Source organism: Pilosibacter sp. YYHA0881, assembly GCF_051602715.1.
In the GTDB taxonomy this organism is placed as follows: Bacteria; Bacillota; Clostridia; order Lachnospirales; family Lachnospiraceae; genus Alitiscatomonas; species Alitiscatomonas aceti.
On the sequence record NZ_CP175657.1, the window covers coordinates 2,936,410 to 2,956,932 of the forward strand.

The window sequence follows — 20,523 nt, forward strand, 5'->3', positions numbered from 1 at the left end:
TATGAAAGAAAACAGACGGTCCGTAAAGGACCTGGCCTATGGAGGGCTGTTTACGGCGCTGATCGCGGCCGGGGCGTTTCTTAAGATCACGATCCCGGTCCAGCCGGTGCCCATGCACTTTACCCTTCAGTTCTTTTTCGTGCTGCTGGCGGGGCTTCTCCTTGGCTCAAAGGGCGCGTTGTTCAGCGTATGCACATATCTGGCGGTGGGGCTCCTGGGTATTCCGGTGTTTGCTTCCGGCGGCGGCCTTTCCTATCTGCTGAAGCCTACCTTTGGGTTTCTGATGGGGTTTGCTGCCGCTGGATATCTGACAGGGCGGATCCATGAGCTGCACCGCCAGAACTCTTTTGGCTGGCTTCTGTTTTCGGCGGTCTGGGGGCTGCTTGCAGATTATGCCTGCGGCATGGTCTGGTTTTATGTGTGCAGCAATTATGTGCTCCAGGCGGCTGTCAGCTGGAAGCTGGTATTCATCAACTGCTTCCTGCTGACTGTGGGCGAGGATTTTGTGCTCTGTGTGCTGGCGGCTGCGCTGGCAAAAAGGCTGATGCCGGTGTTTTCGGATATGCGGGGCTGACAGACTGTGCAGCCAGGAAAGGCGGAGGACCATGAATCGGGATGTAAGGATAGAAATGCCCTATGAGGCAGAATGGATCATAAAAAAAATACGGGAACGGGGCTTCGAGGCCTTTGCCGTAGGCGGCTGCGTCCGGGATACTCTTCTGGGCCGGACTCCTGGAGACTGGGATATCACCACCTCCGCAAAGCCGGAAGAGGTGAAGGAGATCTTCGGGAAGACTGTGGATACAGGGCTTCAGCACGGGACGGTCACCATCATTAAAAACCGCAGGGGCTATGAGGTGACCACCTACCGCATCGACGGAGAGTACCGGGATGGCCGTCACCCGGATTCTGTGGAATTCACATCCAGCCTTCTGGAGGATCTGAAACGCCGGGACTTTACCATCAACGCCATGGCGTACAGCCATGAGACAGGGATCGTGGATGCCTTTGACGGCATGGGGGATCTGGAGAAAAAGGTGATCCGGTGTGTGGGCTGCCCCCGGGACCGGTTCACAGAGGACGCTTTGCGGATCCTCCGGGCCATCCGGTTCGCAGCCCAGCTGGGATTTTCCATCGAAGGGGAGACGTATGGAGCCATCCGGGAGATCGCACCGAACCTTAAAAATGTCAGCAAGGAGCGGATCCAGGTGGAGCTTACCAAGCTGCTGACCTCCGCCCATCCGGAAAAGATCGCCATGGTGGAGGACACGGGGATCAGTCCCTATGTGACCGGAGATTTCCCCCTGGTATTCCAGGCTGAGAGAGAGAGGATGGCCGGAGCGGCATCCGGGCCGGAGCCCTTTTCCTGCCTGGCTCTCCTTCCGCCGGAGAAATCTATGCGCTGGGCCGGATTCCTGCGCCATATGGAGCCGGACATGGTGCGCCGGATCCTGAAGGGCCTTAAGCTGGATAACGAGACTGTGGACAACGGAAAGGCCATGGCAGGGGCTGCCCAGGCGCCTCTGGGGCCCGAAAAGGCCGGGATCCGGAGGTTTTTAAGCCGGATGACGCCGTACCAGTTTGACGGTTGTCTGCGGCTTAAGGCCCTGGATAAAGACCCCCAGACGGAAGAGATCCGCAGGCTTTGGGAGGAGATCGAAAGGGACGGGGACTGCGTATCCTTAAAGGAGCTGGCTGTGGGAGGCGGCGACCTGCTGGCAGCCGGTATGGAAGGAAAGGAGATCGGAGAGACCCTCAGGCGTCTGCTGGAGCTGGTGCTGGAGGACCCGTCCTTAAACCGGAGGGAGCTTCTGCTGGAAAAGCTCCGGGGCTGAGCGGGAAGGTCTGCGTTTCCGGACTGGAGGGATCCCAGAAAAAATTTCATCTGTGAGCGAAACCATGGGCTGGCCAAAATGTCCTCATATTCTGGCCGGCCCTTTCATATTCTGGAAGTAGTTCAGAAGGGATATGGAGGGGATCAGGATGAATGACTGGAATACAGAGGTGGCCGGACAGTATGAGTTAAACGTGGAGTCCATGCGGAAGGGCCGCGGAGCCTGGATCTTTGAGACGGATCGGGGGCTGAAGCTTCTGAAGGAATACAGAGGCAGCGTAAAGCGCCTGGAGTTTGAGGAACTGGTGCTGGGGGCCGTGGCCGGAGCCGGAAGCCTCAGGGTGGACCAGTATGTGAGGAATAAAGAGGGAGAGCTTTTATCCACTGCCTCCGACGGAATCAGATACGTGGTGAAGGACTGGTTTTCTGACCGGGAATGCGATCTGAAGGATACGGGAGAGATCCTTTCTGCGGTGCGCCAGATCGCCGTACTCCATAAGCTTTTGAGAAAGGTGGAGCCCAGGGAGGAGTGGAACATGAAGTCCATGGTGTCCCCGCCTCTTTTTATGGCCATGGAAAAGCATAACAGGGAGCTTAAGAAGGCCAGGGCCTTTATCCGGGGAAAACAGCAGAAAAACGAGTTTGAGCTCTGCGTCATTGCCAGCTTTGAGCCCTTTTACCAGCAGGCCGTTCTGGCGGCGGAGGGGATGAAAAAGCTGTATCCCGGGGACGAAAAGGGATGGACGGAGCGGTATTCCATCTGCCACGGGGAGCTGAACCAGCACCATATTCTCATGGGACGGGATTATGTGGCCGTCACCGGGTTCGGACGGATGCATCTGGGGCTCCAGGTGGAGGATCTTTATTATTTCATGCGGAAGGTCATGGAGAAGCACAACTGGGACTGCGGGCTGGGAAATGGGATGCTGGAGGCATATGAGCGGGTGCTTCCCATGAGCCGGATGGAGCGGGAGTGCTTGTATTTCATGTTCCTGTATCCGGAGAAATACTGGAAACAGATCAACTTCTATTATAATGCCAATAAAGCATGGATCCCGGCCAGGAATACGGAAAAGATCGAAAGCCTGAAGGCCCAGGAAAAGAACCGGAAACGGTTTGTGGACGGCATTATTTAATGCTTTCTTTTTTCAGATAAATGAAGTATAATGGCACCATGAGACAACTTTGGTTCTGCGGACAAAAAGAAAGATTGAGGGAGTGAAAAAGCACATGAAAGATTACATGAAGATCTATGAACAGTGGCTTGCGGACCCGTATTTCGACGAGGATACGAAAAATGAGCTGAGGGCCATCGCAGACGATGAAAATGAGATCAAAGAGCGGTTCTATATGGATCTGGAGTTCGGTACCGCGGGCCTGCGCGGCATCATCGGCGCGGGCATCAACCGTATGAATATTTATACAGTCCGCCGGGCGACCCAGGGCCTTGCCAATTATATAAAAAAACAGGGCGGAGAGGAAAAGGGCGTTGCCATTGCCTTTGATTCCAGGAGAATGTCCCCGGAGTTTGCCATGGAGGCAGCCATGACCCTGGCGGCCAACGGGATCAAGGCCTACAAGTTTGAATCCCTGCGCCCCACGCCGGAGCTTTCCTTTGCGGTCCGTGAACTGGGCTGCATCGCCGGCATCAATATCACTGCCAGCCACAATCCTCCGGAATACAACGGCTATAAGGTATACTGGGAGGACGGCGCCCAGTTCACCCCGCCCCATGATAAGGGCGTGCTGGAGGAGGTCCTGGCCATTGAGGATCTTTCCACAGTAAAGACCACCTCGGAGGAGGAGGCCTTAAGATCCGGAAAATTCCAGGTGATCGGCAAAGAGATCGACGATAAATATATTGAGAACGTAAAGGCCCAGGTGGTGAACCAGGACGCCATTGACCGGATGCAGAAGGACATCACCATTATCTACACTCCTCTCCACGGCACCGGAAATATTCCGGCCAGACGGGTCATGAAGGAGCTGGGCTTTGAAAATGTATATGTGGTTCCGGAGCAGGAGCTGCCCGATGGAAACTTCCCCACGGTCAGCTACCCCAACCCGGAGGCGGAGGAGGCCTTTGCCCTGGGCTTAAAGCTGGCGAAGGAGAAGAACGCCGATCTGGTCCTGGCCACTGATCCCGACGCAGACCGTCTGGGCGTTTACGTAAAGGATGCAAAGACCGGGGAATACCATCCTCTGACCGGAAACATGTCCGGTTCCCTGTTATGCGATTATGTGCTGGGCCAGAAGCAGGCCAAGGGCCAGATCCCGGCAGATGGACAGGTCATCAAATCCATCGTGACTACCAACCTGGTGAACGCCGTGGCAGAGCATTACGGCTGCGAGCTGGTGGAGGTGCTCACAGGCTTTAAGTATATCGGCCAGCAGATCTTAAAGGAGGAGCAGACAGGAAAAGGCACCTATATGTTCGGCATGGAAGAAAGCTATGGCTGCCTGATCGGTACCTATGCCCGGGATAAGGACGCTATCTCCGCTACCGCCGCACTCTGCGAGGCTGCCGCTTATTATAAAGAAAAGGGAATGACCTTATGGGATGCCATGGTGGCCATGTATGAGAAGTACGGCTACTATAAGGACACCGTAAAATCCATCGGCTTAAAGGGCATCGAGGGTCTGGCAAAGATCCAGGAGATCATGGAAAACTTCCGCCAGGAGCCGCCTAAGACCCTGGGAGACTATACAGTAACTGCGGCCCGGGATTATAAGGCCGGGACCATTATGGACATGGCTTCGGGCGCTGTCCGTCCCACAGGCCTTCCCTCTGCCAATGTGCTCTATTATGAGATGAACGACGGCGCATGGCTTTGCGTCCGCCCGTCCGGTACGGAGCCTAAGATCAAGTTTTATTATGGAGTGAAGGGAACTTCCATGGAGGACGCAGACGCAAGATCCGAAAAGATGGGAGCAGAGCTGACAGAGCTTGTAAATAAGATGCTGTAAAAAAGCGAGCCGAAGGGGCTGCCGCAGAAGGGAAGCTGAGAACCAGCTTTTTTGCGGCAGCCCTGCGGTTTAATCCTCTTCCTCCAGCCGCCGGATTTCTTCCATGCTTTTTTGGGCCTTAGGCATCTGTCGGATATAATCAGAATTCTGGCCATAGCACTGTTCCAGAAAGGTAATGTATGCCCTGGCAGCCTTGGGAAGCTCCTTTCCTTTGGGGAAGATATAGCTGCAGATATAATTGGAACGCCCTTTTTCTGCGGACAGGATGCTGTCCGGCAGCGGAATGGATACGATATGATAATTTTTCTCCTGGTCCAGGATCGGCAGGATCCCGACGCCGAGATAGTCGGTGCGCAGGAGCAGCGTATGGAGGGCGGAACGGCTCTCCACATAGACGATCTGCCGGATCTGGTTCCAGTTGATGAAATTCAGATCCATATTGTTGTAGACGCTCTCCAGGGCCCGGGCATTTCCCGCCTCCACCGGATACAGGGCAAAATTGTACTGGCAGATCTTTTCCATGGTCAGAGAATCCTTTTCCTTTAAGATCGGGTGGTCCTCCCGGCAGAAGAGCTGGGCCCGGGAGGAGAAGAGAAAATGCTCCTCCAGGTGGCGGAAGGACAAAAGCTCTTCGATCTGGCTGCGGGTGTGGGCCAGATACATAAGAACTCCCACATCAGCCCGGTTGGAATAGACATCTCCGATGACGATGCGGGGGGAGCTTTCTCTGTATGAGAACCGGAGCGGTATGTCCGGAATGGATTTCACCATGCGGATAAACGCGTCGTTGGGGTGGGAGCAGGTACAGGCCGAGACTCTCAGACGGTAATGGTCGGCCCGTTCCCGGAAGATCCTTTGAAAGTTGCCGGCATCGTCTAACAGGTCCCTGGCCATATCCAGGAACAGCCGTCCGCTGTCTGTGGGGGTGATACCGGTCTTTTCACGGGTAAAGACTGTGATCCCATATTCCGACTCCACCTCCTTAAGGATCCGGCTTAAGTAGGGCTGGGTGACGAAAAGGCGTCTGGCTGCCTTGGAAATAGAACCGCAGTTTTCAATTTCGATCAGGTATTCCAGATGCTGTAGATTCATGAAATTCCTCCATCCATAATGAAATAGTTATGTCGTAATGAAAATGGGGTATTTGTCAAAATTCACCGATTTTCATATAATCAGTGTATGACTGTTTGGGATATCTGTCAACCCAAATGGATCGGTCCGTATCCATCTTTCCGGAACGGGAAATTTTAGGAGGAAAAAAGTATGACACATCTGAAACTGGCCAACAGCCCGTTAATGGCGGTCCTTTGCGGGCTCACGATCCTGATCGTTCTGCTGCAGCCCGTGATCTTCATGGCAGCCGCTTTTAAACGCGGAAAAGAGCTGAACATGACCAAAGAGGAAATGAAGGAGGCTGCGCGGAGCAGCGCCATCTTTTCCATCATTCCGTCACTCCCCATTATCGTGAGCTACCTGCTGCTGGTACCGGCCCTGGGACGGTATTTTCCGTGGCTGCGCTTAAGCGTCGTAGGCTCTGCTGTCTACGAGACTATGGTGGCCAATATGGCGGCAGAGGCCTTTGGCCTGGAATCCATCACCGCAGGAGAGATCCCGGTGGACGTATTTGTATTCATCCTCTTTGTGGTCACCATCGGCATCCTTGGAGGAAACATCTTCAACGTATTCTTCTTAAAGAGCTATGACAAAAAGGTGGAATCCTTAAAGAGCGGCAACGCAGCTCTGGTTCCCGTTATTACCACGGCCATGTTCCTGGGAATGTACGGCACCATGGCGGCCCCCCATCTGACAAACTTTTCCAGCCTTCCGGCGGTCGCTGCGATCCTGGTGGCTGGAGTCACGGCCATCGGTGTCAATAAGCTGGCTGCCGGCCGCAAAAAGCTGAAGGAGTTCGCATTCCCCTTAAGCATGCTGGTGGGAATGTTCGCATCCTGTATTGTCAATGCAATGATCGTTTAGGAGGAAGAGAAGATGAAAGAAAGAAGTTTTCACGACCGGATCCATACCATCGGCAGACTCACGGTGATCTGTGCCCTGGTAAGCTTCATGGCCGTTCCCTTTGTGCTGGCCATGGTCAACCATATCCCCATGAATATTCCGCAGATCTTACAGAATGCGTTTCCGATCCTTCTGACCTTCAGTATCAGCGGGATCTGTGAGAACCTGTCCTTTATGCCCATCATTGGCAGCGGCGCTCTTTATATGGCCTGTGTGACCGGCAATGTGAGCAATATGAAGGTTCCGGCGGCTGTCAACGCCATGGAGGTGGCCGGTCACGCGCCGGGCAGTGAAAAGGCTGACGTGGTGGCTATGATCGCCGTAGCTGCCTCTACATTTGTGACCACGGCTATCGTATTTTTAGGAATGCTGTTCCTGGCTCCGATTTTTGCGCCGGTGTACAACAATCCGTTTTTACAGCCCGCATTCCAGAACATGGTGCCTGCCCTCATCGGCGCCCTGTTATTCCCATATATCTTAAAGGCGCCGAAGCAGGCCATCGTACCCATTATCCTGCCGGTGATCCTGATCTTTGTGGTGGGAAGGAGCTTTTTCTCCAGCAACCAGAGCTACATTATGGTGGGAGTGATCGTACTTTCAGCGCTGTATTCCTATGGGCTGTTTAAGAAAAAGATCATTGGATAAAGAAACTGGACAAGGAAGAAACGGAAAGGAGCATCATTATGAACAGGAAAGAGTTTGTGTTAAATGCCGTCAGCCGGAAGCAGGATCTGGTGGTGGAGGTCAGCGACCGGATCTTTGATTTTGCGGAGACAGGCTTCCATGAGTTCGAAACGGCAAAGCTGTACCAGCAGGTCCTGGAGAAGGAGGGCTTTGCAGTGGAGATGGGCATTGCCGGAATGCCCACGGCCTTTAAGGCCACCTACGGAAACGGAAAGCCGGTGGTGGGCTTTCTGGCCGAGTACGACGCGCTTCCGGAGCTTTCCCAGGTGGGCGGCTGTACAGAGAGAAAGCCAGTCTGCGGGGAAAATCCCGACGGCCATGGCTGCGGCCACAACCTTTTAGGCGCGGGGACCCTGGCTGCAGCCCTGGCAGTGAAGGCATACCTGGAGGAGAATCCGGGGAAGGGGACCGTGATCCTTTTTGGATGTCCCAGTGAGGAAAAGGGAAACGGAAAGACCATCATGGCCAGAGACGGGATCTTTGAAGGCGTGGATGCGGCCCTGACCTGGCATCCGGATACGGCCAATGCCGTATGGACCACCTCCTCCCTGGCCAATGTGAGCGTGTTCTTTAATTTCAAGGGCGTTACTTCCCACGCTGCCGCTGCGCCGGAGCTGGGCCGCTCTGCTCTGGATGCCGCCGAGCTCATGAGCGTGGGCGTCAACTACTTAAGAGAGCACATTATCTCCGACGCCAGGATCCACTACGCGTACCGGGATGTGGGAGGTATTGCCCCCAATGTGGTACAGGGCCACAGCCGGGTCCACTACTTTATCCGCGCTCCCAAGTCCTGGCAGGTTCAGGAGATCTATAAGCGGGTCATCGATGTGGCCGAGGGAGCTGCAAAGATGACCGGAACGGAAATGACCTATGAGCTTTACGCGGGACTTTCTGATTTTATCCCCAACCATGTCCTTTCGGAGGTGCTTTACGAGGCCCTGGAAGAGGTTGGGGGACCAGAGTTTGACGAGGCCGATTTTGCCCTGGCGAAAAGGTTCTTTACAGAAACGGCCACAGCCGATGAGCTGGAGGCCAAAAAGGCGGCTGTGAAGAAAAAATATGGCCAGGAGGCGGAGGCCTTTATGGAGCGGCCGCTGAATACAAGGATCGAGCCGCTGGTATGGGCAGGCAGGGTGCTGCCTGGCTCCACCGATGTGGGGGATGCCAGCTATGTGATGCCTACGGCCCAGCTGACCACGGCCACGGCCACCTTCGGAACAGCGGCCCATACCTGGCAGATGACGGCCCATGGAAATACGGAGATCGCCCACAAAGCCATGCTGACGGCCGGGAAGGCCATGGCACTGGCCGGGATCATGCTCTTTGAGGATCCGGAACTGGTAAAGAGAGCCAGGGAAGAGTGGCTTGGAGAGACTGGCGGCGTCTATGAATGCCCGATCCCCGACGGCGTGGGACCGAGACTGAACGAATAAACCCTGCGGGCAGAAAGCCGGCAGGAAAATAGAGGTGAAAACATGCAGAAAATACTTGAAAATGCATTGGAGATCGGACGGAAATATATTCCGGAGGGGGAGTGCGCCTCCTATATCCCGGAGCTGGCCAAAGCAGATAAAAACCATCTGGGCGTCTGCATCCGGACCAGGGGAATGGAAACGTTTTCCGCCGGAGACACGAAGGAGCGGTTTACGATCCAGAGTATCTCCAAAGTGATTACCCTGATGGTGGCGCTCCAGCACTGTGGGTTCGATAAGGTGTTTGAGAAGATGAACATGGAGCCTTCGGGCGACGCGTTCAACTCTCTGGTAAAGCTGGATCTTACCAGCGATAAGCCTTTTAATCCCATGATCAATGCAGGAGCCATCACCACTGCCGGCTATCTGGTGCCCGACGTGAGCTTTGAGGATATGTTAAACTACGCCAGACGTCTCTGTCTCGACAAGGACATCGTCATGGATGAAAAGGTATTCCGGTCTGAGATGGACCACTGCGCCAGGAACCGGGCCATCGCCTACCTGCTCCAGAGCAAGGGCATCCTGGAAAGCGATGTGGAAAAGAGCCTGGAGCTTTATACGCGGATGTGCTCCTTAAGCGTCACGGCAGAGAGCCTGGCCGGCCTGGGGCTGGTGCTGTCCAACGGAGGCAGGCATCCGGAGACAGGAGAACGGCTCATTGACAAATACGCTGTCCAGGTGGCCAAGACCATTATGCTGACCTGCGGCATGTACGACGGCTCCGGCGAGTTCGCCGTCCGGGTGGGGATCCCCTCCAAGAGCGGCGTCGGCGGCGGCATCCTGGCGGTGGTGGAAAAGCGCATGGGCATCGGCATCTATGGACCGGCCCTCAATGAAAAGGGCAACAGCATCGGCGGAAGCCACGTCCTGGAGTATCTCTCCAAGGAGCTGAACCTTCATATGTTCGCAGCCGAGCAGTGATCTCCGGCAGCGCTGCCGTTCACTGGCCTTTCAGTGAGCCGCGGCTTCCAGCGGCCGGGAAGCGGCCTGCTGGGACGGGAATCAAAAAACGCTTGACATATCATGACAGAATGAGTTATGATATTTCCAGTGTGAAGAGACATTATCGTTTTCATGCAAATGTATTTGTGACCACTTTCGCGCTCAGAAAGGCGGAAGTCAAGCCCACACGGACAGGCGGGTCAAACGCCGGCGCGGGAAACCGCATTATTGATTGAGTTAAAAGCTCAAATTTTATAAGCTGATCACTTTATAATCAACGCGCAGTGCGCACATCATCTTGTGAAACGGTCAATAAGAGCAGGAAACATATATTTGCGATTGAAGCATCGGAAACGATAACGGTCATTAAGAAACGGAAAACGGCACTGGACCGTACACGCCCGTTTCTCGGAATAGGAATCGTAAGGCAGATGATGGATTGCATCATCTGCCTTTTTTAACATAGGAAGCCTGCGGAAAAGGATCGTTTCCTGCATATGGGAAAATGGAAAGGGATTTGGGAATGGATAGAGAGAAACAGAAGAGAGCCCCCATTTATGAAGCACTGGAGGCGTTCAAGAAAAAGAGAGTGGTCCCCTTTGACGTGCCGGGCCACAAAAGAGGAAGAGGAAACCCGGAGCTGGTGCAGCTTCTGGGCGAAAAATGTGTGTCCCTGGATGTGAATTCCATGAAGCCGCTGGATAATCTGTGCCACCCGGTATCTGTGATCAAGGAGGCAGAGGAGCTGGCGGCAGAGGCCTTCGGCGCAGCCGGAGCCTATCTGATGGTAGGAGGCACCACGTCTGCGGTCCAGACCATGATCCTTTCCGTCTGCCGTGCAGGAGATAAGATCATCCTCCCCCGGAACGTCCATAAAAGCGTCATTAACGCCATGGTGCTCTGCGGAGCCGTCCCAGTCTATGTGAACCCGGATGTGAACCAGAAGCTGGGGATCTCCCTGGGGATGGAGGTGGACAAGGTCCGCCAGGCCATTGAGGACAATCCGGACGCTGTGGCCGTCTTTGTGAACAACCCCACCTACTATGGGATCTGCTCGGATATTAAGACCATCGTGGAACTGGCCCACGCCAGGGGAATGAAGGTCCTGGCTGACGAGGCCCACGGGACCCACCTGTACTTTGGAAAAAATCTTCCGGTGTCTGCCATGGAGGCCGGAGCGGATCTGGCGGCGGTGTCTATGCATAAATCCGGCGGAAGCCTGACCCAGAGCTCTCTGCTCCTGTTAAATAAAGGGGTCAACGCCGATTATGTGCGTCAGATCATCAACCTGACCCAGACCACCAGCGCCTCCTACCTGCTGTTGTCCAGCCTGGATATTTCCAGACGGAACCTGGCCTTAAGGGGTGAGGAATCCTTTGGAAAGGTAGTGGATATGGCGGAGTACGCCAGGAGTGAGATCAACTCCATCGGCGGCTACTACGCTTATGGAAAGGAGCTGGTCAACGGCAACAGCGTATTTGACTACGACGTGACCAAGCTTTCCGTATATACAAGGGATATCGGCCTGGCGGGCATCGAGGTCTACGACCTTTTAAGGGACGAGTACGATATCCAGATCGAATTCGGAGATATCAGCAATATTCTGGCCTATATCTCCATCGGTGACAGGATCCAGGATATTGAACGTCTGGTGGGCGCCCTGGCGGATATTGAACGTTTGTATAAAAAAGACAGCACAGGCCTTTTATCAGGGGAATATATCTCCCCCAAGGTGGTCATGTCGCCCCAGAAGGCCTTTTATTCTGATAAGATCTCCCTTCCGGTGGAAAAATCCTCGGGAAGGGTCTGTGCAGAGTTCGTGATGTGCTATCCGCCGGGAATCCCGATCCTGGCCCCCGGCGAGATGATCACCGACGACATTGTGGAATATATCATGTATGCCAAGGAAAAGGGCTGCTCCATGCAGGGAACTGAGGATCCGGCTGTGGAGCATTTAATGGTCCTGGCAAATATTTAGAGCCGGTACGGCAATACTAAGGAGACTGGGAGGTGCAGAATGGAATTCTGGTTTTCAGAGCTGCATACGGGAAACGTAAAGCTTTCTGTCCGGATCGAAAAACAGCTTTTTTCCGGAGAAAGCGAATATCAGAGGATCGATGTGTTTGACTCCGAGGAGTTTGGAAAGTTTATTTCCCTGGACGGGGAGATCGTATTCTCTGAAAAAGATGAGTTTATTTATGATGAGATGGTGACCCATGTGCCCATGGCCGTCCATCCCCATGTGAAGAATGTGCTGATCATCGGCGGCGGCGACGGCGGCGTTGCCAAGGAGCTGTTGCAGTATAAGTCCATCGAGAGCATCGACGTGGTGGAAACGGACCGGATGTTCGTGGACGTATGCCGGGAATATTTCCCGGAGGTGGCCTGCGCCCTGGATGATGAGAGGGTGAAGATCCATTATGACGACGGCCTGCGCTTCCTGAGAAATAAAAAGGGGATCTATGACCTGATCATCAACGATTCCACAGACCCCTTCGGCCATACGGAGGGCCTGTTCACAAAGGAATTTTACGGAAGCTGCTACAATGCCTTAAAGGACGACGGGATCATGGTCTACCAGCATGGAAGCCCCTTCTATGACGAGGACGAGGCGGCCTGCCGCAGCATGCACAGGAAGGCGTTCCGTTCCTTCCCCATCAGCCGCGTCTACCAGGCCCACATCCCCACCTGTCCGTCGGGCTACTGGCTGTTTGGCTTTGCATCGAAAAAGTATCATCCCATCAAGGATTTCAAGCCTAAGGAGTGGAATGGTCTTAAGATAGAAACATGGTATTACACGACCCATCTTCATATGGGAGCCTTTATGCTGCCCAAATATGTGGAGGATCTATTAGAAGAGGAGGAACAATAAAAATGAGCAGATTACTGATTATCGGATGCGGCGGCGTCGCTTCTGTGGCAGTCCATAAATGCTGCCAGAACAGCGAGGTATTTACGGAGATCATGATCGCCAGCCGTACGGTCTCCAAGTGTGAGGCCTTAAAGGCAGAGCTGGAGGGAAAGACCTCCACAAAGATCACCACAGCGAAGGTGGATGCCGACAATGTGGACGAGCTGGCAGCCTTAATGGAGTCCTATAAGCCGGACGCAGTATTAAACCTGGCTCTTCCCTACCAGGATCTGACCATCATGGACGCCTGCTTAAAGGCAGGAGTCAACTACATTGACACCGCCAACTATGAGCCCGAGGACACGGACGATCCGGAGTGGAGGGCCATTTATGAAAAACGCTGTAAGGAAGAGGGCTTCACAGCATATTTTGACTATTCCTGGCAGTGGGCATATAAAGAGAGATTCGAGAAGGCCGGCCTGATGGCTCTTTTAGGCACTGGCTTCGACCCGGGCGTGACCAGCGTGTTTACCGCCTACGCCTTAAAGCACTACTTTGACGAGATCCACACCATCGACATCTTAGACTGCAACGGCGGCGACCACGGCTATCCCTTCGCCACCAACTTTAACCCTGAGATCAACCTCCGGGAGGTTTCTGCCAACGGCTCCTACTGGGAGAACGGCCACTGGGTGGAGACAGAGCCCATGGAGATCAAGAGAGAGTACAACTTCCCCCAGGTGGGCCAGAAGGATATGTACCTTTTACATCACGAGGAGATCGAGGCCCTGGCAAAGAACATCCCGGGCGTAAAGCGGATCCGTTTCTTCATGACCTTTGGCCAGAGCTATCTGACCCATATGAAATGCCTGGAGAATGTGGGCATGTTATCCACCTCTCCGGTAGAATATAACGGCCAGGAGATCGTTCCCATCCAGTTCTTAAAGGCCCTTTTACCGGACCCCGCATCCTTAGGCCCCAGAACCGTCGGAAAGACCAACATCGGCTGTATCTTCACCGGCGTAAAGGACGGAAAGGAAAAGACCATTTATATCTACAATGTCTGCGACCATCAGGAATGCTATAAAGAGGTGGGCTCCCAGGCTGTTTCCTACACCACCGGCGTACCGGCCATGATCGGCGCCATGATGATGGTGACAGGAAAATGGAACGGCAAGGGCGTATTCAATGTAGAGGAGTTCGATCCCGATCCGTATATGGAGGCCTTAAATAAGTGGGGGCTTCCGTGGGTAGTGGACGAAAATCCCCAGACCGTAGAGTAAAAACGGCGGGCCGCTGAAGGCGTGGCTTTCGGCGGCCCTTTTTAAAACGACAGAGGTGTGACCATGAACATACATGAGCTTCCGACTCCTTGTTATGTGATCGATGAAAAGAAGCTGAAGGAGAATCTGGAGATCCTGGCAGGCGTAAGGGACCGCACGGAATGCAGGATCCTGCTGGCCCAGAAGGCATTCTCCTGTTTTTATGAATACCCGCGGATCGCAGACTATCTGGACGGTACCACGGCCAGCGGCCTTTATGAGGCGCGGCTGGGCTATGAGGAGATGGGAGAGCCCTTTGGCCTGGAGACCCATGTGTTCGCCCCGGCCTTTAAAGCGGCTGAATTTGAGGAGATCGCCGGGATCTGCGACCATGTGATCTTCAATTCTGCGGCCCAGCTGGAAAAATTCCTTCCGATATGCAGAAAAAACGGTGTGGGCGTGGGACTCAGGATCAATCCGGAATGCTCCACCCAAGGGGATCATGCCATTTACGATCCCTGCGCGCCTGGATCCCGTCTGGGAGTGACCTTGGAAAACTTCCCGGAGCATCTGGCCGGAGAGCTTTCCGGCCTCCATTTCCATACCCTCTGCGAGCAGAACTCCGACGATCTGGAGACGACTCTGGCAGCGGTGGAGGAAAAGTTCGGGAAATACCTGGAGCTCCCCAACATTGAATGGCTCAATATGGGCGGCGGCCACCACATCACCCGGCCGGACTACGATATCGCCCGTCTGGAGCGGTGCATCCTCCATATAAAGGAGACCTACGGCGTACAGGTATACCTGGAGCCGGGGGAGGCCATTGCCTTAAATGCGGGCTATCTGGTGACGGAGGTTATGGACATTGTGAAGAACGGGATCTCCACTCTGGTGCTGGACGCTTCGGCGGCCTGTCATATGCCGGATGTGCTGGAAATGCCCTACCGGCCGCCCCTTAAGGATTCCGGGAAGCCGGGAGAGAAGGCGTATACCTACCGCCTGTCCTCCTGTACCTGCCTGGCCGGGGACGTGATCGGGGATTATTCCTTTGACCATGAGATCCATGTGGGAGATAAGCTGTATTTTGAGGATATGGCCATTTATTCCATGGTGAAGAACAATACCTTCAACGGCATGGCCCTGCCGGCCATTGCTGTGATGGAGGAGGACGGAAACTGTAAGGTGATCCGGGAATTCGGATACGAAGACTTTAAAGGGCGGCTGGCGTAAATGCGGCCGCCTTTTTAAAACAGGAGAGTACAGAAAATATGAAGAAATTAATGGGAATTCCGGGAGAAGAGGGATATTCCATGCCCGGAGAATTTGAACCCCACAGAGGCTGCATCATGATCTGGCCCAAACGTCCCGGAAGCTGGAATTACGGAGCGGTAAAGGCCAGGGAGGCGTTTAAGAACGTGGCCCATGCCATTGCAGAGAGCGAGGACGTATATATGCTGGCAGAGCCGGACGTGGCTGAGGATGCCAGGAGGGCCCTGGGGGTCACGGGGGAGGCCGCAGCGGAAACGCCAGGGACCGGAGCCCGGATCCATGTGCTGGAAATGGGATCTGACGATGCCTGGGCCAGGGACGTGGGCCCCACCTTTGTGAAGAATAGGGCAGGGGACGTCAGGGGCATTGACTGGGAATTCAACGCCTGGGGCGGAACCGTGGACGGTCTGTATGCCCATTGGGAAAAAGACGACCAGGTGGCGGAGCGGTTCTGTGAGGCCCTGGGGTATGAGTGCTATGAGGCCCATCCCTTTGTGCTGGAGGGCGGCTCCATCCACAGCGACGGCCAGGGGACCATCCTGGTGACAGAATCCTGCCTTTTAAGCGTCGGGAGGAATCCGGAGCTTACGAAGGAGGAGATCGAAGAAAGGCTCCTCTCATATCTGGGAGGGAAAAAGGTCATCTGGCTGCCCCGGGGGATCTATAACGACGAGACCAACGAGCATGTGGATAATATCTGTGCCTTCACAGCCCCGGGCCATGTGGTACTGGCCTGGACCGATGACGAGGCGGATCCCCAGTATGAGCTGTCCATGGCCTGCCTAAAGGCCCTGGAGGCTTCTGTGGACGCCTGTGGCCGCAGGCTCCAGGTCCATAAGCTTCCGATCCCTAAAACGCCTATCTGTGTTACGGAGGAGGATCTTAAGGGCTATGAATTTGAGCCTGGCGAGGACGTGCGGGAGGCCGGAGAGCGTCTGGCAGCCAGCTATGTGAATTTTTATATTTCCAACGGCGGGGTGGTCGTACCCCAGTTCGGAGACGAAAACGATGAGACGGCAGTAAGGATCCTGGCGGAGCTGTTCCCGGGACGGAAGGTGCATCCGGTGGCAGCCAGGGATATTCTTCTGGGCGGAGGCAACATCCACTGCATCACCCAGCAGATCCCTGCGTCCGGCGTCTGTGAGTCTTTATAAGGAGGTTTTTATGCGTAAGGTAACTGTGGCGGCAGTGCAGATGCGCTGCACGGAAAATGCAGAAGAAAATATCGCCAGGGCTGAGGCCCTGGTGCGGAAGGCGGCGGCAGAGGGAGCGCAGATCATCCTTCTCCCGGAGCTGTTTGAACGGCCCTATTTCTGCCAGGAGCGCAGATATGAATATTACGGGTATGCAAAGCCTGTGGAGGAAAACGATGCGGTGCGCCATTTTTCAAAGGTGGCGAAGGAGCTTTCTGTGGTGCTCCCCATCAGCTTTTATGAGAGGGACAAAAACCGCCTGTTCAATACTGTGGCCATTCTGGATGCGGACGGGGAGAATCTGGGGATCTACAGAAAGACACACATCCCCGACGACCATTATTATCAGGAAAAATTTTATTTCACTCCGGGCGATACGGGCTTTAAAGCCTTTAAGACCCGGTACGCTGTCATCGGCGTGGGCATCTGCTGGGACCAGTGGTTCCCGGAGACGGCCAGGTTCATGGCCGTAAAGGGCGCAGAGCTCTTATTCTACCCCACGGCCATCGGCAGTGAGCCGATCCTGGAGGTGGACAGTATGCCCCACTGGAGACGGTGTATGCAGGGCCACAGCGCCTGCAATCTGATGCCGGTGATCGCCGCCAACCGGGTGGGTCTGGAGACGGTGGAGCCCTGTGCGGAAAATGGAAACCAGAGCTCTTCCCTCCGGTTCTACGGCTCCTCCTTTATCACCGACGGAACGGGAGAGCTGGTAACATCCATGGACCGGGATTCGGAGGGCGTGATCACCGCCTCCTTCGATCTGGACGCCCTGGCGGAGGACCGCCTTTCCTGGGGACTGTTCCGGGACCGGAGACCGGAGCTGTATAAGGAGTAGGCTGGTCCGGGCGGCAGGCAGATGAAGGAACTGGCCCGCCCGGCGGGATCTGCGGATCTTTTCTGGCCGTCGGTTATGGATGCCATGACAAATATGTATACACGAAAACGGGTGCTGCCATTGAAAAGGCCGGGGGAATGGGATAAGATAAAGGACATCACAGGGAATAGACGGAGGAATATCTTATGGAATACAGGATCGCAGTGATCCCCGGCGACGGCATCGGGCCGGAGATCGTCACAGAGGCCAAAAAGGTTCTGGACCGGGTGGGCCAGGTCTTCGGCCATACGTTCCATTACACAGAAGTGGATATGGGCGGCGTTTCCATTGACAAATACGGCGTACCGCTGACAAAGGAAGCCCTGGAAACGGCAAAAAACAGCGATTCCGTCCTGCTTGGAGCCGTGGGCGGCCATGTGGGCAATTCCCGCTGGTATGACGTGGCTCCTGAGCTGCGTCCGGAGGCCGGGCTTCTGGCGATCCGGAAGGGGCTGAACCTCTTTGCCAATATCCGGCCTGCCTGTCTGTATGACGGGCTGGAGGACGCCTGCCCGTTAAAGCGGGAGATCATCGGAGACGGCTTTGATATGGTCATCGTCCGGGAGCTGACCGGAGGCCTGTACTTCGGGGAACGTCATACAGAGGAGGTCAACGGAGTCATGCAGGCCACGGATACCCTGGTCTACAATGAGACGGAGATCCGCCGTGTGGCGGTGAAGGCCTTTGAAACGGCCATGAAGAGAAAGAAGAAGGTCACCAGCGTGGATAAGGCCAATGTGCTGGATTCCTCCAGGCTCTGGAGAAAGGTGGTGGCGGAGGTGGCGGCAGATTATCCGGAGGTGGCTCTGGAGAACATGCTGGTGGACAACTGCGCCATGCAGCTGGTGATGGATCCGGGACAGTTCGACGTGATCTTAACGGAAAACATGTTCGGGGATATCCTGTCCGACGAGGCCAGCATGATCACCGGCTCCATCGGAATGCTTTCCTCCGCCAGCTTAAACGAAGGAAAGTTCGGCCTTTATGAGCCCAGCCACGGCTCTGCCCCGGATATTGCGGGAAAGGGCATTGCCAATCCCATTGCCACCATCCTTTCGGCGGCCATGATGCTGCGGTTTTCCTTTGATCTGGATAAGGAAGCGGAAGCGGTGGAAAATGCGGTGAAAAAGGTCCTGGCCGGGGGATACCGGACAGCGGATATTATGGCGGAGGGAATGAAGCAGACGGGAACGAAGGAAATGGGCGACCTGATCTGCAGCCAGATCGCATAAGGACTGTGGATCAGATACGGGGGCTGCTGGAAAGGAGGGGACTTGGCTTCTCCTTTCCAGCAGCCTTTTTGTATGGAATATGGCTCTGGTGCAGAAGGCATGGAAAAACAAATAATCAGAATAATTCTACACAATAACACAATTAAAAGATAACAGAAAAATAAAATAAAAATTTTTAAAAAATGTATTGACAAAACGATACTGTTCGTCTATAATAAAGACAACAAAAACAAAGAGAAACAAAAATCCTTAAAAAAGATTTCAAAACTCTTTGGAGAAGGAAATCCAAAAAAGATTCCTATCTCGAAATGAACGTCCAAATCTAAGCAAAGGAGGTACGGACCACCGAAGACTTAAATCTCGTTTAGCTTTTATAAAAAAATAAAAGTCTAAACATAGGAAAACCACAAAACCGGAACAAACGGATCATAAAAGGTTATCTGATATTACTTAAAGATATGACGAGAAAGTATCAATAAGAAAAATACAATAATCGATATGAAAAAGAAAAAATGACAGAAGAAAAAATTCGAAAAACCGGTGGAGTGAAGAAAGAAAATTTAATATAGATAAAAAACTCGAAAGTGAGGATCGTCCAATGGACAACGAAATGTAGAGTGGGTATCGGGAGAATCAGTAAGTGACTTTTTCGGTACCCACTAAATTTTTGCATGTCAGATCCCGCTCAGATCAAAGGGCGGGGTGTATTCTTCTTTTGCACTGCTTTTTTCCTGCATATATCCGTCTGTAAGCCCAAGTTCGATGGCAGTATCCACGACCTTCTGGTATTCATAGGTGGTGATCCGGCGGCGGATCTCCGGATACTGGCTGCTTTTATAAAATGGCGTATACTGGCTCAGTATACTTAAAAGGAACTGTCCTGGAGGCAGCTCTTCCTTTATCCAGTGAAGGAGCCGGATGGAGTCCTCCTTTGCTCCGGGAAGGACCATGTGGCGGATCACTACGCCTTTTTTTAAAAGCCCCGGGTTTTCCGGGTCCCAGGCCAGCCCGCCGGATATGCGGATCATTTCCTTTATGGCTTTGGAGGCCATGGAGAAATAGTTTTGGGCTGCCGAGTATTTTTCAGACAGGCTGCTGTCATAATATTTAAGATCCGGAAGCCAGATGTCGATGCAATCGGAAAACTCCCGGATGGTTTCAGTCCGCTCATAGCCGCCGCTGTTATAGACCACGGGGATGTGAAGCTCTGGCCGCGCCAGCTCCAGGGCCTGGCGGATGGACGGGAGATACTGGGTGGCCGTCACCAGGTTGATGTTGTGGGCGCCCTTTTCCTGGAGCTCCAGGAAGATCTCAGCGAGTCGGGCTGTGGAAATTTCTTTTCCGAAATTTTCATGGCTCAGAGGATAGTTCTGGCAGAAAACGCATTTTAGGGTACAGCCGGAAAAGAATACGGTCCCGCTGCCGGCTGTGCCGCTGATGCATGGCTCCTCCCACTGGTGGAGGGCTGCCCGGGCGGCTTTGATCTGGTGGGAAGCGCCGCAGAAGCCAGGGGCCTTGGTCCGGTCGGCCCCGCACATCCTGGGGCACAGGGTACAGGATTCATAATTCATGGACATGGGGATGTCACCTCATTTTATGTAGATTCTGCCAGATCCGGGAGGCTGCCTGGGGCAGCTTTTCTGGTCTGGCAGTGAGCCGGGGATGCAGGCCAGGGGCCGTCTCCGGTTTCTGGTCTGGCAGTGGGATAGTTATTCCTCCGGGTCACTCACATGCTCCGGAAGGAACTGATACAGATCGTTATAGTGCTCCACCTCCGCAAAGGACTGGGGCAGGGATGGAATCAGTCCGGTGCAGTCCATGGCGGAGCAGGACTGGATATCCACGTCGTATTCGTCTTTGTTTTCCGCCTTTTTTCCAGGCTTCTGGTCCATGTGTATCACCTCCGCAGCTTATTGTTCCGCGG

18 protein-coding genes are annotated in these 20,523 nt (G+C 54.2%); 15 read left to right on the top strand and 3 right to left on the bottom strand.

Annotated elements, in window-relative coordinates; all coding sequences use genetic code 11:
• Position 1 precedes the first annotated feature (1 nt).
• The 4 genes from ACI6NM_RS13900 (at position 2) to ACI6NM_RS13915 (ending at position 4,801) form a co-directional block, all read left to right on the top strand.
• On the top strand, positions 2–574 hold the full coding sequence (locus tag ACI6NM_RS13900; RefSeq protein ID WP_262426970.1) for a biotin transporter BioY: 573 nt from the start codon (positions 2–4) through the stop codon (positions 572–574).
• A 31-nt stretch (positions 575–605) separates the two neighbouring features.
• On the top strand, positions 606–1,835 hold the full coding sequence (locus ACI6NM_RS13905) for a CCA tRNA nucleotidyltransferase (RefSeq protein WP_262426971.1): 1,230 nt from the start codon (positions 606–608) through the stop codon (positions 1,833–1,835).
• A gap of 148 nt (positions 1,836–1,983) precedes the next feature.
• Complete coding sequence (locus ACI6NM_RS13910; RefSeq protein WP_022273537.1) at positions 1,984–2,970, top strand: protein kinase family protein; 987 nt, start codon at positions 1,984–1,986, stop codon at positions 2,968–2,970.
• Positions 2,971–3,064: 94 nt separating this feature from the next.
• The gene (locus ACI6NM_RS13915) at positions 3,065–4,801 is read left to right on the top strand and encodes a phospho-sugar mutase (protein ID WP_158357790.1); all 1,737 of its coding nucleotides are present in this window, start codon (positions 3,065–3,067) and stop codon (positions 4,799–4,801) included.
• A gap of 69 nt (positions 4,802–4,870) precedes the next feature.
• On the opposite strand, the gene ACI6NM_RS13920 is transcribed toward ACI6NM_RS13915, so the two are convergent.
• On the bottom strand, positions 4,871–5,893 hold the full coding sequence (locus tag ACI6NM_RS13920; RefSeq protein ID WP_438500928.1) for a LysR family transcriptional regulator: 1,023 nt from the start codon (positions 5,891–5,893) through the stop codon (positions 4,871–4,873).
• 171 nt (positions 5,894–6,064) lie between these two features.
• Between ACI6NM_RS13920 and ACI6NM_RS13925 the strand changes: the two genes are divergently transcribed.
• The 11 genes from ACI6NM_RS13925 (at position 6,065) to leuB (ending at position 18,599) form a co-directional block, all read left to right on the top strand.
• Complete coding sequence (locus ACI6NM_RS13925) at positions 6,065–6,778, top strand: DUF5058 family protein (protein ID WP_022273533.1); 714 nt, start codon at positions 6,065–6,067, stop codon at positions 6,776–6,778.
• 12 nt (positions 6,779–6,790) lie between these two features.
• Positions 6,791–7,462, top strand: a complete 672-nt coding sequence (locus ACI6NM_RS13930; RefSeq protein WP_022273532.1) for a hypothetical protein — start codon at positions 6,791–6,793, stop codon at positions 7,460–7,462.
• A gap of 38 nt (positions 7,463–7,500) precedes the next feature.
• Entirely contained in the window at positions 7,501–8,934 is a 1,434-nt protein-coding gene (locus tag ACI6NM_RS13935) for an amidohydrolase (protein ID WP_337811202.1), read from the top strand.
• A gap of 42 nt (positions 8,935–8,976) precedes the next feature.
• Positions 8,977–9,894: a glutaminase A gene (glsA, locus tag ACI6NM_RS13940; protein ID WP_215653475.1), complete on the top strand. Its 918-nt coding sequence runs from the start codon at positions 8,977–8,979 to the stop codon at positions 9,892–9,894.
• A 544-nt stretch (positions 9,895–10,438) separates the two neighbouring features.
• Entirely contained in the window at positions 10,439–11,893 is a 1,455-nt protein-coding gene (locus ACI6NM_RS13945; protein WP_022272524.1) for an aminotransferase class I/II-fold pyridoxal phosphate-dependent enzyme, read from the top strand.
• A 39-nt stretch (positions 11,894–11,932) separates the two neighbouring features.
• Entirely contained in the window at positions 11,933–12,787 is an 855-nt protein-coding gene (gene speE / locus ACI6NM_RS13950) for a polyamine aminopropyltransferase (protein ID WP_022272523.1), read from the top strand.
• Positions 12,788–12,789: 2 nt separating this feature from the next.
• On the top strand, positions 12,790–14,049 hold the full coding sequence (locus ACI6NM_RS13955; protein WP_022272522.1) for a saccharopine dehydrogenase family protein: 1,260 nt from the start codon (positions 12,790–12,792) through the stop codon (positions 14,047–14,049).
• A gap of 63 nt (positions 14,050–14,112) precedes the next feature.
• A complete protein-coding gene (gene nspC / locus ACI6NM_RS13960) occupies positions 14,113–15,258 on the top strand; it encodes a carboxynorspermidine decarboxylase (protein WP_262426974.1) in 1,146 nt (381 codons plus the stop codon).
• A 38-nt stretch (positions 15,259–15,296) separates the two neighbouring features.
• Positions 15,297–16,451, top strand: a complete 1,155-nt coding sequence (gene aguA / locus ACI6NM_RS13965) for an agmatine deiminase (protein ID WP_262426975.1) — start codon at positions 15,297–15,299, stop codon at positions 16,449–16,451.
• A gap of 10 nt (positions 16,452–16,461) precedes the next feature.
• A complete protein-coding gene (gene aguB, locus ACI6NM_RS13970) occupies positions 16,462–17,328 on the top strand; it encodes an N-carbamoylputrescine amidase (protein WP_215653479.1) in 867 nt (288 codons plus the stop codon).
• A 185-nt stretch (positions 17,329–17,513) separates the two neighbouring features.
• The gene (leuB, locus tag ACI6NM_RS13975) at positions 17,514–18,599 is read left to right on the top strand and encodes a 3-isopropylmalate dehydrogenase (RefSeq protein ID WP_262426976.1); all 1,086 of its coding nucleotides are present in this window, start codon (positions 17,514–17,516) and stop codon (positions 18,597–18,599) included.
• A gap of 674 nt (positions 18,600–19,273) precedes the next feature.
• On the opposite strand, the gene ACI6NM_RS13980 is transcribed toward leuB, so the two are convergent.
• Positions 19,274–20,176, bottom strand: a complete 903-nt coding sequence (locus ACI6NM_RS13980) for a radical SAM protein (RefSeq protein WP_330599891.1) — start codon at positions 20,174–20,176, stop codon at positions 19,274–19,276.
• 132 nt (positions 20,177–20,308) lie between these two features.
• Positions 20,309–20,491, bottom strand: a complete 183-nt coding sequence (locus ACI6NM_RS13985) for a hypothetical protein (protein WP_215653481.1) — start codon at positions 20,489–20,491, stop codon at positions 20,309–20,311.
• Between the last annotated feature and the right edge of the window lie 32 nt (positions 20,492–20,523).

What these genes read in the sequence shown, in the direction of transcription:
- ACI6NM_RS13900 (WP_262426970.1), top strand. Translation starts at nt 2, where the DNA reads ATGAAAGAAAACAGACGGTCCGTAAAGGACCTGGCCTATGGAGGGCTG.
- ACI6NM_RS13905 (WP_262426971.1), top strand. Translation starts at nt 606, where the DNA reads ATGAATCGGGATGTAAGGATAGAAATGCCCTATGAGGCAGAATGGATC.
- ACI6NM_RS13910 (WP_022273537.1), top strand. Translation starts at nt 1,984, where the DNA reads ATGAATGACTGGAATACAGAGGTGGCCGGACAGTATGAGTTAAACGTG.
- ACI6NM_RS13915 (WP_158357790.1), top strand. Translation starts at nt 3,065, where the DNA reads ATGAAAGATTACATGAAGATCTATGAACAGTGGCTTGCGGACCCGTAT.
- ACI6NM_RS13920 (WP_438500928.1), bottom strand. Translation starts at nt 5,893, where the DNA reads ATGAATCTACAGCATCTGGAATACCTGATCGAAATTGAAAACTGCGGT.
- ACI6NM_RS13925 (WP_022273533.1), top strand. Translation starts at nt 6,065, where the DNA reads ATGACACATCTGAAACTGGCCAACAGCCCGTTAATGGCGGTCCTTTGC.
- ACI6NM_RS13930 (WP_022273532.1), top strand. Translation starts at nt 6,791, where the DNA reads ATGAAAGAAAGAAGTTTTCACGACCGGATCCATACCATCGGCAGACTC.
- ACI6NM_RS13935 (WP_337811202.1), top strand. Translation starts at nt 7,501, where the DNA reads ATGAACAGGAAAGAGTTTGTGTTAAATGCCGTCAGCCGGAAGCAGGAT.
- glsA (WP_215653475.1), top strand. Translation starts at nt 8,977, where the DNA reads ATGCAGAAAATACTTGAAAATGCATTGGAGATCGGACGGAAATATATT.
- ACI6NM_RS13945 (WP_022272524.1), top strand. Translation starts at nt 10,439, where the DNA reads ATGGATAGAGAGAAACAGAAGAGAGCCCCCATTTATGAAGCACTGGAG.
- speE (WP_022272523.1), top strand. Translation starts at nt 11,933, where the DNA reads ATGGAATTCTGGTTTTCAGAGCTGCATACGGGAAACGTAAAGCTTTCT.
- ACI6NM_RS13955 (WP_022272522.1), top strand. Translation starts at nt 12,790, where the DNA reads ATGAGCAGATTACTGATTATCGGATGCGGCGGCGTCGCTTCTGTGGCA.
- nspC (WP_262426974.1), top strand. Translation starts at nt 14,113, where the DNA reads ATGAACATACATGAGCTTCCGACTCCTTGTTATGTGATCGATGAAAAG.
- aguA (WP_262426975.1), top strand. Translation starts at nt 15,297, where the DNA reads ATGAAGAAATTAATGGGAATTCCGGGAGAAGAGGGATATTCCATGCCC.
- aguB (WP_215653479.1), top strand. Translation starts at nt 16,462, where the DNA reads ATGCGTAAGGTAACTGTGGCGGCAGTGCAGATGCGCTGCACGGAAAAT.
- leuB (WP_262426976.1), top strand. Translation starts at nt 17,514, where the DNA reads ATGGAATACAGGATCGCAGTGATCCCCGGCGACGGCATCGGGCCGGAG.
- ACI6NM_RS13980 (WP_330599891.1), bottom strand. Translation starts at nt 20,176, where the DNA reads ATGTCCATGAATTATGAATCCTGTACCCTGTGCCCCAGGATGTGCGGG.
- ACI6NM_RS13985 (WP_215653481.1), bottom strand. Translation starts at nt 20,491, where the DNA reads ATGGACCAGAAGCCTGGAAAAAAGGCGGAAAACAAAGACGAATACGAC.